This window comes from Iodidimonas muriae, assembly GCF_014647255.1.
Taxonomy (GTDB): Bacteria; Pseudomonadota; Alphaproteobacteria; order Sphingomonadales; family Rhodothalassiaceae; genus Iodidimonas; species Iodidimonas muriae.
In genome coordinates this window covers 91,618-105,231 of sequence record NZ_BMOV01000009.1, presented here as the reverse complement: position 1 = coordinate 105,231, position 13,614 = coordinate 91,618, and the positions used below count along the sequence as shown (strand labels likewise).

Here is a 13,614-nt window from a genome sequence, read left to right as displayed (position 1 = left end):
CCTTTGCCATGGTGAATCACGTATTACAACAAATGGGAATCCCCGAATTTAATAGGTCCTGACCCTAGGTGAGTATCATACATCATTCCGTATCTCCGTTCAGGAGCATGTTGCCATCCGTGGTGTAAGTACAGTGATGTTCCCGTTCCAAGTCCCGATAAAAGCCGCGGATCTTCTTCCACTTCACTACGGCAAGGACGGCATTGAGTGCATTCAGATCGGCGACCTGAATGTTGGAGGAATAGAGATCCTTCTCCCCACCACCACCGAATGACATTCTGCCCTGATGCACGTGGTTCCGCATCGTCGGTGTGCTTGCTGTTACACGCAGAATCCCACCAAGTGAGTCCTCGTCAAACTCCAACCCCATGCCGACATCGATGAAGGACGCACCCAGCGTCTCCAGCTTCTCGACCACGAGCTTCTTTTCATTGCCGGCATCCATCGAAATGAAGGCGAACGTCACTCCGTCAAGGAGGTCCAGATTGGACGAACTGAGAGCCAGATCATGGGCCACGATACCGCGGTGCATGCGTGAATAGATCGCTTTGAAGTAATCGACCTTCTTCGAAAAATCGCGAAGGTCGTCGATCGATGCGGCTCCGGGAGCCCGAAATGCGTTGTGTTGCAAAAACTCATCTTCGTCGAACAGTCTGATCTGTGGAACCGGCGTTTTTGCGACAAGATCAAGGATGTAACCTCCTGTTCCGCCGCAGCCGATAATTGCAACTACATCTTGTTCCAAGCGCGCCGAAAGTGCGCCAATGCCCACCCTGCCTGACGCCGTCTCAGTGTAGTTGAACACAGACTCGTCCTCATCTTCAGGCGATTTCATGGTGCGTGGAGTCGTATCCGGTTTGAGGACAGCGGCCGGCCCCGAAAGAATGGCGGCGTAGGTCGTCATCTTGTCGAAATAGTCGGAATAGCCGCCTTCCGGCTTGCTCGAAAATGAATGCCTCGCCGTGAGCTCGTGCCCGAGGTCGAAGGTCCCGCTCTGGCGGGATATCTGACGGATCGGAGTGCCGTCCGGCCCGCACGGGAAGTCACCATCGAAGTGGATGACATGCGTATCTGGACGGCGGGTCTGATCTCCAGCCAAAGTCAGGCTAGAGATCAGGGTGCCCATCCGCACCTCGCACTCGCTATCGACGTATGGAACGTCGCGCATCACGAGGAAGCCGCCGATGACTTGAACGAAATAGCCTTCATCCCGGAGACGCTTGAGGTCGTTGTTAAGACTGAACAGTGCGCGTGACATTGAATACAGTCCCCTTCTTCTTGATATCAACACTGCCGCCAGCGGCGAGCTCACCAGCGTGCGGTTTCGAAGCGGCGTGGCGATATGTCATCGAGAACACGACATTAGTATCGTGCGAACCAGGGAAAGCGAGCTTCACGACATCTTCGAAAGTGACATGCCTGTCGTCGACCTCGCGGGGCCGGGAGTTGACGATGATCACACAGGTCGTCGCAGGGCGCGGAGCGGTGATGAACCGTTCGATGCCTGGTTCGGTCAAATCCACGAGGTCGTCCGGTTCCAAGAGCCGATCCGTGCCGCCGCGAATCTGCAAGAAGATTGCTTCATGCTCGCCGACCTTCGCCAGCTTGTAGAGCGCGTCGCCACCGATCGCTGGCTTTCCCCACTCAAGCTGACTATCATCCAGCGTGAACTTGTAGTCACGATCAGTCTGGAACGCCACGAAGCGTTCCGCACCGCGCGCGCGCAGATCGAAGGGCTCGTCGAGCCGCACGTCCTCGAAATCACCGGAGGGGAGGATCGCGAAAAGGCTGAAGCCATCGCGCGGATCGCAGCCAGCTGCGGTGAGGATTTGCCGTCCCAGCGGGACGGGATCAGGGACATCCAGCTTGCGAAAGTCCAGATTGTCCTGTGCGAAACGGATGCGATAGGCCCGCGTCGGGCGCAGCGCCCGATCCTCGCGCAGCGCATCGGAGAGATCGTCATGATCGGGGAAGTCGTCGAGTGTCATAGCGATTGAGTCCTTAGCTTGCGCCGGACCCTTGTCCGACTTCTAAGGGGTCAATCGGGGGAACTTTGTTCGACCGGTAAGGTTAGTCGAAGTTTTTTTCGAGAATGCCCGATGGCGTTGGTCCACAGACGAAAAATGCAGGGCATCCCGGACAGGTTCGAGACGATGCATTTGCCGGAAACCGGCCAGCCCGGATATCCTGCAGGTAGGTCGAGAGCTTGTCGCGCCGGGTCTGAAGTTTCCTCGCCGTCAATTCTATGGGCTGTGCGGACTGATCCGACAGGTGTATGAGCTCAACTTCAGCACTCGGAAATGCCTGTCGTGCCGCCAGAAGAAACGCAACCGCTCCGACATCATCCGTCTCCGCCTTCCGAAAATGACCAGTCTGTACCCGACGTATAATCCGCGTCCCGTCAGGTCGCAAAAGTACATCGTCTGGGTGGACGACGACCTCCTCCTCGCCGAAACTGACTCTGAGGGCTGTCGGAGTTTCAGGCGTATGGCCTTCCCGATCGGCAATAAAGTACCGGATCATCGATATCGCGTAAGCGTTATATTCGCGGACATAGCCGTGGTCTTCGAGACCGTGCTCAGAAAACGCTTCAGCAAGTCGACGATCCAGATCGCTGTCGTTCGAAATCACACTGGCGTCGGCGACGATAGCCTTGAAAACTGAGCGCACCGCTTCGTGCATCTGCATAAACGGTGTCGCTGTGCGACGACCACCGACTTGCAGAATGTGCGTGTAGAAAAAGCGTCTGGGGCAACGCTCAAAGAGAGCCAGTTGTGGACCGCTGAATCGGAGACCTCCTTCTATAGCAAGTGGTATGGTGGTCATTTCCGGGGCGGCTGGCAGTGTGCGATCAGACTGGACTGTGCTGTGCTCCAGATGGGAGCCTAAACGGTCAATGAAACTGGACAAATTCCTCCTGCTACCATTCGACGTCAGCATCGGTGCATAGATTATCAGTCTGTCGCGTGCTCGCGACATCGCCACATAGAAAAGGCACTCCTGCTCCTCTGCTTGACCTGCTCGGAAAATCTCCAATGCACTCCCGACGGCGCCTTCCACCATACCATTTGGCGGTGGGCAAGGCGGCGCTGGAGCAGTCCGCGGGATTGTGTCGGCGTTGAGCCCTGGCAGATGGACAGTACGAAACTCTAGCCCTTTCGAGCCGTGAATCGTCATCAGGCGAACAGCGTCGATTCCCTGCGCAGCAGCCGGCAGTTGTCGCAGGTCGCGATCATCGCCGAGGCGAACCAGTCGACGTACCCGATCGAGCAACCGGGCAATCGGCTGTGCTTGTCCGTTTGGCTGGCTCCGCAGGAAATTCAGGAATTGCCAAATGGCGATGCCCTGCGTTCTTTTGGCAACCGAGTCCGAAGCGCTCAGGTCTGCCGCAATGCGTGTCCGATCCAACAGCAAGGTGGCAAGCACAGTCCAGGGTACAGACGTCGCGTCGAACCCTTGCATCGCTGCCGCCAAACCTCCCAAAGCTGATCGGCCTTCGTCCGTTAGAGCAGAAACAGCGGGAATTTCGTTCAACCATGCAGCAGGTTCGCCATCCAACGATCGGAGATGGTTATAAACGGCACCGACATCTTCGATCGGCATCGCGAACTCCGTCATGCAGGCCACACGCACAAGACCCATAGCTCGCCGATCACTCAGAATTGTGAGCAACGAAAGCAGATTCTTGATCTCTGGTCGTTCGAACAGACTACCTAGAAACAGCACAGGGATTCCGAGTCGCTCAAGATCTTGCCCAATTTCCGAGAGCTTGTCGTTGCCAGTGCATAAAACGGCCTGGTCGCGATATTCGCAGCCTTCACGTCGTCGCTCTTCGATCGCCTCGGCAATTGCAACCGTCTGGTCTGGAGCCCGAGCCACTTTCCGCAGCTCCGGTAGGGTGCCGCTCACTCCACGTTCGGACATAAGATCGCTGTCAGCATCGCCGACAATCATACTTGTGGCAAAGCTGGAAAAGGTGTTCACGACCTCTTCGACAGATCGGTAGTTTCGCTTCAAGCGGCCACGCTCGCCCTTCGGGAAGTCCTCTGCACCAAAGCGCGCCATATTGAAGGATGATGCTCCGCGAAAACGGTAGATCGATTGCTTCGCATCACCGACCGCCCACAAATTGGTGCCATCGCCGCTAAGCGCGGTCAAAAGACGGACGCTGCTGCGGTTCACGTCCTGATATTCATCCACCAAGATATGATCATACCGCTCTTGGAAATGGCTCCGAATCTCCGGAAACTCCTCCAGTAGCCGCACCGGCAGGGATACCAAATCACCAAAATCGACGCAGTTGGACTCCCCCTTCAAGCGTTCATACACCGCATAAACTTGTGCAACCTCAGCGGCTTTTGCCGCGGATACTTCCTCGTCTAGTGACGTCGCTGTCGATTCCATCTCTGCGGCGAATTCAGCATATTGCACTGGATCGACGACTTCGTCCTTCGCGCGTGAAATCGCATGGAGCATATCGGCGATGATTTGGGTGGGATCGTACAGGTTACGGTAGTGGGTGAGGCCCAAGCGGGGAAACTCATGCTCAAGAAGCTCTACCGCCTCAGTTCTGTCCATCATGTGGGGGTCTTTTGGTAGTCCCAATTCCGTGTGGAATCGACGGATGATGTCGAGCCCAAAGGCGTGGAAGGTGCCAATCCACATAGCCGTGGCGGCCGCTTTGTGCTTGCGGGCAATCCGGTCTGCCATCTCGCCAGCGGCTTTGTTGGAAAAAGTCAGCAGCAGGATACGGCGAGGATCGACGCCTTCCTCAATAAGCCCGTCCACGCGTGCAACGAGTGTCTGGGTTTTTCCGGTCCCCGGACCAGCTTCGAGAAGATAGGCTTCGCCGCGATGGGAGGCGGCAACGGTTTGAAGCGTGTTTGGCGACTGCTCCATCGCTACTTCGTCTGCTTCGAGCTCGATCTGCGGTAATAGCAGGGCATCGAACAGTTGCTGGGCAACGACGTCGAACGAAGCACCAATACGATCGGCAATCTGTGACGCTGTCAGTCCATCTTCAACATGAAGATTCCGGACAATTGGTCGCGGAAGTAGAAACTCTCTTGCGAACAGGTCCATCTGGACCTCCCGCCGCTGCCGACGACCGTAATCCACCACCCGTTCGATACCGATCAGCGAAGCTTCGGCCGTTCGCGTTGGATCGATCTCGGCGGCTGGTTCATCGTCAACGTTGTCGCCAAGCTCCAGATGTCCAACCTCATGGGCGACCAGAAAGGCTTGTTCGAACGGCGTTCCAGAGTTTTCATGTAGAATGAGCCGGTCCGCAAGAATGAGTGCGGCGCGACCGCCATCCAACAATGGTGAACCTGCCGCGGTAGATTCAACATCAAAGCCACGCCGTAGTGCTTCGGCGACTGCAAACTCATATGGTCGACATGGATCATGCCCTTTTGACACGGCCTGCAAATACAGGTCGGTCGCGATATGGCGTGCGAGCTCGACGCTGTCCATTTTATGCGCCCTTGGCCATCAACTCTGCCCGACGCGATTCGGATACGCCCGCGTCAACCAGTAGCTGCTCAAAAGAAACCGCGGCTCCAACTGAGGGCTTGACTTCGGCCTTGTAGCTGCGCGCCATCTTTGGAACCGATGGGTAAGACAAGCTGCTCACCAAAGCTTCAATGGAGAACTCCAGCGCCTCTGCTAAGGCAGCGAGAAAGGGCTTTGGGACAGTCTCAACTCTCACACGTCGTTCTTTGAACGCCGTAATAATCTGACGAGGGACATCCAGTTTCTTGGCGATATCTCTCGATTGCTGAACCGAAAGGACGGCGAGCGGATCAGTTCCGGACTTTGTTTCAATCGGCGCATGATGATGCCAAGCATTATCGATCAATCGGCTTTCGTGCGCCGATAGTGGATTCTGATCGGTTCCAATGTTCCTTGAGACTTCTCTAGATAATTCGACCAGTTCAGACGCGTACTCCGGATATTGTTTCAGATACCTTTCAAGAACAGTGCGATCATGCTGAGGTTCAACGGCGAAGGCATCTAGCACTTCTTCGCGAGTGGGTTTGCGGACACCGGGGTTCACTGGTAATCCCCTTTGAGCGCGTCTCGAAGCGTCGCAAATGCTTTGTCTCTATAGGTTCTTATCGTTTTCTCCGACTTTCCCAGCGTCCTGGAGATAGTGACCACCTCCGGATCCTTTGAATCGATAGGAATTTCTTGTCTTAACATTTCGATGATCCTCATTTGTTCTCCTGGTAGGGTGTCAATCGCTGCCTCCAGACGAGACTGGTAATCCGGATCGTCGATTTCTAGCTGATCCGTGAGGTCGAAGCTGCCCGCAGCTCGCTCCACCTCTTCAGATAGCTCCCCTGTCTCCCTATCATACTCGAGTGGTGCCGAACGATTTTCATCTCTCCATGCTTGCTCCTGCGCATCCCGCCGCAGACTCGCTACTGCTCCGTCAAAACGTACCTCGAAATAGTCAAGTTTCTCGGAACCTACCGTGCGGTCGTGCGACAGAAACTCAACAAAACGACCGAACGCCTTGTCGCGTATGGCAAGCTTGGTCCGTGAGGCGGTCTGGCCATCCGCATTTCCCTCACGGGGAAGAGCCCGCAAAACCCTCTCCGCGAGCACTTTGTACAAGCGCTCGAACCATGCCTCACTGTTATCGTTCCGGCTTGCACGGATGAAATATACCAAGCATTCACTAGGAATGTAGGCTGGATCTGTCCTGTTCGAAATCGCGGCACGCGCGATCAGTTGTTTACGCTCCAAAGTCGTCAACTCGGCCAAAAGCTCTTGGACCCTCGGGACGCGCGTGTAGAGCTCCCCTGTCGGGCGCCTCTTCGTAAGAGGTGTGATAACGACGTCTCCCGGCATCTTAATCTCTCGTCGATTCTAAATATTTGGGCACGTTGCAGTTCTTTCTTTTGTTACTTCATTCATATGCATAGATTAACAATATCGCGAAAAGCACATTGGATATTCACATTCCATTCCGGTCCAACATAAAATTTCTCGATAGTCAGCAAGAATGCCCCCACAGCTACAATGGACACAACGCTTGTTATGATCCGGTACTTTAATCGCACAGACTCAATGCCCTCTCTGTTTCCGAATGCTCAAACGCATTGGCGTAGGTTCGCAGGTCATCGGGCGAGGCACCTTCGTCGCGCAGGACTTGCTTCCAGTTGTTTGCGATCGTTTTAGCCATCTGAAATCCGTGTTGCTTGGCATCCTCCGGCGTCAGATCGAAAAACTGGCACGCATCGAGCGCGATATCTAATGAGGCGTCGAACGATCCGCCCTTAACGATGCCGGTCTCAAGAACGCGATGCCGGGAGGGGGACGGGTTGATGTCGAAGGCGGGTGACAGCCGCCATCGGTCTCCGCCCGCATAGATGAAGCCGTGGTTCTTCAGATGATCGTCCTTGTTCGACACGAGGATCGTGAACACGATCCGCCGCCAGAGCTCATGCAGGTCGTCAACGGGCTTGCTGGAAATCTGCCGGATCACATCGGCGATATCCGTGTAGAAGCCCCCTTCGTCACCCTGCCAGTCCAGCGCGGTTCTCGCTGAAATATAGGGGATGCGCGTCTCGCAGCGCCGGTCGAACCGCCGGATGAGCGCGATCGGACTGTCACTGTCCCGCAGTTCCAGCTTCGCTTCGGCGACCCGCAACCCGCACATGGCCGCGAGTTTCAACGTGGCGACCTCTGCGCGTTCGACAGGCTTGGTGTCCTGCGCCGACGTGAATTTCGCGATCCAGAGATGCCCGTCGCCTTCCACATTGGCCTTCGGGCGCGCGCCGCCGAGCGATCCGGCAATACCGGCCAGATCGCGCGCCTCTTCCTCCGCACCACCGGGATCGCGCTCGAACCGCTGGGCAAGTCCGCGCAACCGCTCGAGTTCGACCAGGCGCGGGATCGGCGGCGTCAGGTCGGACAGCGGCTCCATGTCTTCGCCGAGAAACCGCAAGGCCCCCTGACGTGTGCGGTCATCGGACAGGACCAGATAATCGAACTCGCTGAGACCGCCGCCAAGCGCCTTGGTCATCAAGGCCCGCCCCCAGGCATCCGGTGCGGCGTCGGCAAAGCATCCGGACAGTGCCGAACGCTTGTCCTCCTTGCCAGTACTGAAGTGGCTGCCTTCGCGCAGGGGCAATCCGGGCGACAGCGCGAAATGGTCGGATGCGGCCAGCCATGCGTCGGCGTATTCGAACTGCGAATGCTGACGCCGCCCGTCACTCTCAAAGCGTAGACGGCCGACGACACGCTTGCCTTCTCCAAGGGCGACGATCGCTTCCGGCACTAGAAACCGACCCCTTCCTCATCATCCGCATCGGACAAGGGGGCTGATTGGCCTTTGCCGGATGGCGGCGATCCGGGCTTTCGCTTTTTGTCGATCCGCTTGGGGAGCGCTTCCCGATCGAGAAGCAGCCCGGTATCGTCGGACCCGGCATCGAGGAAGTCGGAAATGCGCTCGATCTCGCCGAGGACGAGGCAGGCCATCGCCAGCGTGCCAATGCTGACACCGTCATCGCCTTTCTCCAGGCGCGTAACGGTGCTTTCGGACACACCGACCCGCTCGGCGAAGCCCTTCACGGAGATGCGCCGCTTCAAGCGTGCCGTCTTGATGTTCGCGCCCAGGGCTTCAAGGGCCCGTCGCGCGCTCACAGAACTTATCTTAACCGCCATATCTGAAGCCCATCTCTTATTTAGCGCTCAAATATGATGGTTATCAATTACTCTGCCTGAATGCAACCGAAAGCTAGCCCATCTTCCGGGGCCGGACCGACTGCCCGCGAAAAGGGTTGCCCGCACAAATCATACCGCCAAGTCCGCATCTGGCGCGGACTTCCCGACATGATTCACGACTGCGCATATGTGGATAGGAGCGATTCTTTCCTGTTCCGACCGGATCGTCGCGTCTGCATCGAGCATGATGATTGGAAGCTGACGCTATGTAGATTGGAACTCGAAGACCTGAAATCCGGGAGGGGAAGGCCTTCCCCTGCGGCCGAGCCAGTCGTCTCGTCCGACCCCTTCTGGGGGGGAGTTTCCCCCGCAACGCCCCCTTTGAGAGAGTGAGAGTGCGGGCAGGTTTGCCGTGACGGGTTGAAAGCCGGGAGAAAGGCTTCCGGCGCCCGTCGCGGAGTATCCCGTGATGTCCCGAAAGAAATCGCGTTCTCGGTCCAACGCAAAGAAGGACCGGACAAACCTCTATGACGAAATCACCGGCAGGATCATCGCCGAGCTGGAAGCCGGACGCGTCCCATGGGTCCAGCCCTGGGGGACGGCGGCGGCGAAAGCGTCGCTCGCCATGCCGAACAATGCCGCGACCGGTCGCGGCTATTCCGGCATCAATGTGCTCATCCTCTGGGGCGCGGTCATCGAACACGGCTTTCCCGGCCAGAGCTGGCTCACCTTTCGTCAGGCGCTGTCGCTCGGCGGCAATGTCCGCAAGGGCGAGCGCGGCACCACTGTCGTCTATGCCGACCGCTTCATCCCCGACGATGAGAAAAGGCGCGCACGCGAAACCGGCGACGATCCGCAGGCGATCCCGTTCCTGAAGCGCTTTACCGTCTTCAACGCCGCGCAATGCGAGAACCTGCCCGAGGACGTCGGCGCCGCCGCGCCGCCACCGGAACCCAGTCTGATCGAACCGACGGTCGAAGCGCTGATCGCGGCGACCGGTATCGATGTCCGCATCGGCGGCAATCGCGCCTATTACGATCCGGCGCATGACTATGTGCGGGTGCCGCCGCCGCAAGCCTATTTCGAGCCGATCAACTGGCACCGGACGGCCTTGCATGAACTTGGTCATGCCAGTGGCGCAGCGCACCGCCTGAACCGCGACATGTCCGGATCGTTCGGCTCGAAAAAATACGCCTTCGAGGAACTGGACCTGTCCCGGTTTGATTCCGGCCTTGATAGACGATTATCTACAATCAAGGAGACAGAACTATGGGACATGTAGACGGAGAAGACTTCAAGCGCGAGGCGGTTCGGCTGGCTCGCAACAGCGGCCTGACGCGCAAGCAGGTTGCCGCAGATTTAGGGATCGGGCTTTCGACGCTCGGCAAGTGGATTTCGGCGTATCGGCCGGAGGTGCCAACTGACCTGCCGTCGGCTGATCTGCTGAAGGAGGTTGAACAGCTTCGCCGGGAGAACCGCATCCTGAAGGAGGAGCGGGACATCTTAAGAAAAGCGACGGCCTTCTTTGCAAGCCGGAAGTGAAGCGCTTTGCTTTCATTCATGCTTGGAAGAAGGTCTGGCCGATTGAACAGTTGTGTCGGGTGTTGAAGGTGGGCGGTTAGCGATCGCATGAAGAAGGACCTTGCGATCCGCGCCCTCGACATGGCGATCAATCTGCGTCAGCCCCCGCCGGGGTGTATCCATCATACCGACAGGGGCAGCCAATATTGCAGCCACGATTACCAGAAACGCCTGCGCGATCAGGGCTTTCACGTGTCGATGAGCGGAAAGGGAAATTGCTACGATAATGCGGCCGTGGAGACGTTCTTCAAATCCCTGAAGGCCGAGCTGATCTGGCGGAACGCATGGGCGACGCGGAGAAAAACCGAGGCCGCGCTATTCCAATATATCAACGGCTTCTACAATCCGCGCCGTCGGCATTCAGCATTGGGCTGGAAAAGCCCCTCGGCTTTCGAAAGAAAGGCCGCTTAAATGAGCCTCAGGGTCGGAATCAAACCGTGACAGGTCCAGCCGGCTATTCTGGACCGGGCGCTCTCTGAACTCGTGGTCGGTTAGGCCGAAAAGGGAGCACTTGTAGGCCGAAGTTTTCACGCATGGTGTTGTGAAGGCACAGTGCACTCCTGCTGCGACGGGCGTAGTGCCGATGTTTCGTATCTTCAGAGCAATGGCCAAGCAGGTTGGAGACCTCCTCACCGGGCAGTGCCGCTTTCATGGCAGCTGAGAAGATATGGCGGCTCGTATACAGAGTCGCCCGCCGGTGATCGTTTGGCCATATTTTTCTTGCGGTTCGCCGGAACAGGCTACTCATGCTCTTGTATTTTTTATTGTAGTCCCCGGTAATTTGCCAGCGCCTGCAGGTACTGATCAGGCGTTGCGCAAGTCTGGCATGCGGACCAACAGGAAATGGAATAAACCGGAACTCGCCAGTCGCGCGCCCATTTGTCGCTTTCGCATTTCGTACGCGGATTCCGCTTATACCGTTTTCGACAACATATTCTGCATGAATCCATTCGCCGGGTCGAAGGCCTGTCATGAGGCCGAGTATGAAAATGGCTTTTGCCACATTTGCATAGCGCGACGATGTTCGAGACAATCCTTCGAGTAAAAGCTGATAGTCCGACAGATTCAGACATTTCGCTTTCGCGGCCGAGGTCCGAGTGGTCGTTTTGATACATTCTTGCTGACCGGCTTGATTAAGTATGCTTAGTGCGTAGATTGCGTCGGGATGGCCCGAGTTACTATTGGCTTGGAGGACCATTTTTACCGAAGCTTTGTATTGTCGCCAGGAGCTTTTTGCGAGGGTTGGGCGGACATGCTCGACCAGCCACATGACGAATTCACTGTCTTCATCTGGTTCTCGCCCATGCGCTCTTTCAAATTGTCGCACAAGTTGTTCAAATCGTTTCCAGTATGCCTCATCGGTTTGTTTCGTTCGGGTTAGGGGTGTCGTTAAATTGCACGAGCTCATGTTCTCTCCCCCTTTTGCAATTGAAGAAAATGCATAAGGCGGTTGTGATTTTTAACCCGGCTTTGCTGAGAGACATTGATTTGAATTTTGTGAAGCCTCTCGGGTGCATCTCGGGTGCAAAATGCCAGTGTTCGCGATATGTGCTCGGCTTTTTTTGTCCTTAGACTGTTAGTTTCTGCGAAATTCCGGATATATCCGTACGTTGACATCGTAGGGGTCGCAAGTTCAATCCTTGCCGCGCCCACCATCAAAACATAAATATTCGGGACTGGTTGGTAATATCTGGTCTTTCCCGCTTGTGCCTCTTGAAGTCGCGCTGTCAAGCCGCTTGGCGCAAGGATGGTGCTGCCGATGGTCCGGCTGGTGGCAGAATCTACAATATTTCATTGTTTATAAATTTACATAAAACCTGAAATGTTAAAATCTAGCATTTCATCTCAAATTAAACGTCTCATGTAAGTCTCACTGTGCCGCAAGGATGCTTTTAGGAAACAAAAGCATAGCGTGCCCCAGCGTCAGAAGGCGCCCGTATTAACCTGAGAAAACGGGACAATTGAAATGGCTGGTATTCTTACCAATGTGCAAGCGCAGGTCGCTTTGCAAACTCTTCGTTCAGCTACCAACAGCTTGAATGAAACACAGGATCGGATTTCCACCGGTCTTGAAGTGCGTACAGCCAGAGACAATCCTTCCTTCTTCCTCGTGTCGCAACAGGTTCGTGGCGATAATGCTGTGTTGAATGGCTTGCGTGACAATCTTACGCTGTCCGTCAATGCGGCGCGAACCGCAACAAACGGCATTACTGCGATCTTTGGAACCATCAACGAAATCCAGCAAGCATTGACCACTGCTGATTCCGGTCAGGCGCTAGACGAGTTGCAGTTCACGATCAATAATCTGGCGGGCGAAATTGAAGGTACCGTGAACGCAACATCGTTCAATGGCATCAATCTTTTGGCCGGCAACAACACCCAGACCGTAACCACCACAATCACACGGGATGGCGGTAATTTCAATATTTCCACCTTTACGCTTGTGGAGCAAAATCTGGGTGATATCAGCACCTTTGTGGATGCGACAAACCCCAATTTCACGCTTGATAGCGCCTTTGCGGCCTTCCAGCCTGGTATTTTCAATCAGATTGACGGGGTGAATGCCACTGGTATCGGCGCCAATGGCCAGCTTGATTTTGTCGATGGCGGGGCCGACGATATTGACGGTCTTGTTGATGGCGCAGCTGGTTTCCAAGTGAGCGCGGATGTGGCGCAGGCCATCAATGACGCTCTTAACGCGTTTGGTGAAGGCGCGCTTGCCTTGACCGATGTGGAAGACACCGCCGGGACGGGTACAGCCGATGGCCTTTTCGAGCTTGATGCAACGGCTGCTTTGGGCACAGCCTTCAGCTTTACGGGGCAAGATGGCAGCACAGTAAATGTGAACACGTTGGGCGATTTCATCAATAATGTGGTTGTTGGTGATGGCGCTTTGCGGTTCGCTATTCAGGAATCCGGATTTACCGGTGCCTTGCGGGCGATCACGGTGAATGGTGCCAATGGCAATGTGCAGGCTGGTCTGGTTGTTGCCGATGCCCTTGTGGGGCAGGTGAACCTGTCTTCCTCCACTTTGGGGACATTCGAGCGGACGCTCGAAAATCGTCAGAACTTCCTTCAGAATCTGAGCGATTCTCTTGAACAGGGTGTCGCATCTCTGGTGGAAGCGGATCTCGATGAAGAATCGACCCGCTTGCAGGCTTTCCAAGTGCAGCAGCAATTGGCCATTCAGGCCCTTGGGATCGCCAACCAGAATCCGCAGAACATTCTGTCACTCTTCCGGTAATTGCGGGTCGAGAAGCCATGTTCGGGGTGCGTGCACCATGCACCCCGGGCGTTTGGGGCGCCGCGTCGGACGTGTTTTGGCTAGAGCTAATAAAAGGCGCGGCGGGAAGAGGC

General features: G+C 56.0%; 11 protein-coding genes and 1 pseudogene. 4 read left to right on the top strand and 8 right to left on the bottom strand.

Annotated elements, in window-relative coordinates:
* Positions 1–82 precede the first annotated feature (82 nt).
* The 7 genes from IEX96_RS12030 to IEX96_RS12000 all read right to left on the bottom strand — a co-directional run bounded on the left by IEX96_RS12030 (position 83) and on the right by IEX96_RS12000 (position 8,655).
* Positions 83–1,258, bottom strand: coding sequence for a ThiF family adenylyltransferase (locus tag IEX96_RS12030; protein WP_150006394.1), 1,176 nt, complete (start codon positions 1,256–1,258; stop codon positions 83–85).
* Positions 1,233–1,988 (bottom strand): multiubiquitin domain-containing protein, encoded by a 756-nt coding sequence (locus IEX96_RS12025; RefSeq protein ID WP_150006395.1) that lies wholly within the window; start codon positions 1,986–1,988, stop codon positions 1,233–1,235. Before IEX96_RS12025 ends, IEX96_RS12030 begins: the two co-directional genes overlap by 26 nt.
* An 82-nt stretch (positions 1,989–2,070) precedes the next feature.
* Positions 2,071–5,475, bottom strand: a complete 3,405-nt coding sequence (locus tag IEX96_RS12020) for a UvrD-helicase domain-containing protein (RefSeq protein WP_150006396.1) — start codon at positions 5,473–5,475, stop codon at positions 2,071–2,073.
* A 1-nt stretch (position 5,476) separates the two neighbouring features.
* Complete coding sequence (locus tag IEX96_RS12015) at positions 5,477–6,058, bottom strand: hypothetical protein (RefSeq protein WP_150006397.1); 582 nt, start codon at positions 6,056–6,058, stop codon at positions 5,477–5,479.
* The gene (locus tag IEX96_RS12010) at positions 6,055–6,858 is read right to left on the bottom strand and encodes an RNA polymerase sigma factor (protein ID WP_150006398.1); all 804 of its coding nucleotides are present in this window, start codon (positions 6,856–6,858) and stop codon (positions 6,055–6,057) included. Before IEX96_RS12010 ends, IEX96_RS12015 begins: the two co-directional genes overlap by 4 nt.
* A 202-nt stretch (positions 6,859–7,060) precedes the next feature.
* Positions 7,061–8,290: a type II toxin-antitoxin system HipA family toxin gene (locus IEX96_RS12005; protein ID WP_150006399.1), complete on the bottom strand. Its 1,230-nt coding sequence runs from the start codon at positions 8,288–8,290 to the stop codon at positions 7,061–7,063.
* Entirely contained in the window at positions 8,290–8,655 is a 366-nt protein-coding gene (locus tag IEX96_RS12000; RefSeq protein ID WP_229773709.1) for a helix-turn-helix domain-containing protein, read from the bottom strand. Before IEX96_RS12000 ends, IEX96_RS12005 begins: the two co-directional genes overlap by 1 nt.
* Positions 8,656–9,145: 490 nt before the next feature.
* Between IEX96_RS12000 and IEX96_RS11995 the strand changes: the two genes are divergently transcribed.
* From IEX96_RS11995 to IEX96_RS14335, 3 genes and pseudogenes are all read left to right on the top strand, one after another.
* Positions 9,146–9,958: an ArdC family protein gene (locus IEX96_RS11995; protein ID WP_150006401.1), complete on the top strand. Its 813-nt coding sequence runs from the start codon at positions 9,146–9,148 to the stop codon at positions 9,956–9,958.
* Entirely contained in the window at positions 9,946–10,218 is a 273-nt protein-coding gene (locus IEX96_RS14340; RefSeq protein ID WP_150006402.1) for a transposase, read from the top strand. The genes IEX96_RS11995 and IEX96_RS14340 overlap by 13 nt, the downstream gene beginning before the upstream one ends.
* 56 nt (positions 10,219–10,274) lie before the next feature.
* A pseudogene (locus IEX96_RS14335) lies at positions 10,275–10,668 on the top strand (IS3 family transposase); the annotation flags it as partial.
* A gap of 43 nt (positions 10,669–10,711) precedes the next feature.
* Here the strand turns inward: IEX96_RS14335 and IEX96_RS11985 are convergent.
* The gene (locus IEX96_RS11985; protein WP_150006251.1) at positions 10,712–11,665 is read right to left on the bottom strand and encodes a site-specific integrase; all 954 of its coding nucleotides are present in this window, start codon (positions 11,663–11,665) and stop codon (positions 10,712–10,714) included.
* A gap of 558 nt (positions 11,666–12,223) precedes the next feature.
* Here IEX96_RS11985 and IEX96_RS11980 point away from each other — a divergent pair.
* Positions 12,224–13,501 carry a flagellin N-terminal helical domain-containing protein gene (locus IEX96_RS11980; RefSeq protein ID WP_150006252.1) on the top strand — a complete coding sequence of 426 codons (1,278 nt, stop codon included), beginning with the start codon at positions 12,224–12,226 and terminating at the stop codon, positions 13,499–13,501.
* Positions 13,502–13,614 lie beyond the last annotated feature (113 nt).

What these genes read in the sequence shown, in the direction of transcription:
- IEX96_RS12010 (WP_150006398.1), bottom strand. Translation starts at nt 6,858, where the DNA reads ATGCCGGGAGACGTCGTTATCACACCTCTTACGAAGAGGCGCCCGACA.
- IEX96_RS11995 (WP_150006401.1), top strand. Translation starts at nt 9,146, where the DNA reads ATGTCCCGAAAGAAATCGCGTTCTCGGTCCAACGCAAAGAAGGACCGG.
- IEX96_RS12025 (WP_150006395.1), bottom strand. Translation starts at nt 1,988, where the DNA reads ATGACACTCGACGACTTCCCCGATCATGACGATCTCTCCGATGCGCTG.
- IEX96_RS11980 (WP_150006252.1), top strand. Translation starts at nt 12,224, where the DNA reads ATGGCTGGTATTCTTACCAATGTGCAAGCGCAGGTCGCTTTGCAAACT.
- IEX96_RS11985 (WP_150006251.1), bottom strand. Translation starts at nt 11,665, where the DNA reads ATGAGCTCGTGCAATTTAACGACACCCCTAACCCGAACGAAACAAACC.
- IEX96_RS12020 (WP_150006396.1), bottom strand. Translation starts at nt 5,475, where the DNA reads ATGGACAGCGTCGAGCTCGCACGCCATATCGCGACCGACCTGTATTTG.
- IEX96_RS14340 (WP_150006402.1), top strand. Translation starts at nt 9,946, where the DNA reads ATGGGACATGTAGACGGAGAAGACTTCAAGCGCGAGGCGGTTCGGCTG.
- IEX96_RS12030 (WP_150006394.1), bottom strand. Translation starts at nt 1,258, where the DNA reads ATGTCACGCGCACTGTTCAGTCTTAACAACGACCTCAAGCGTCTCCGG.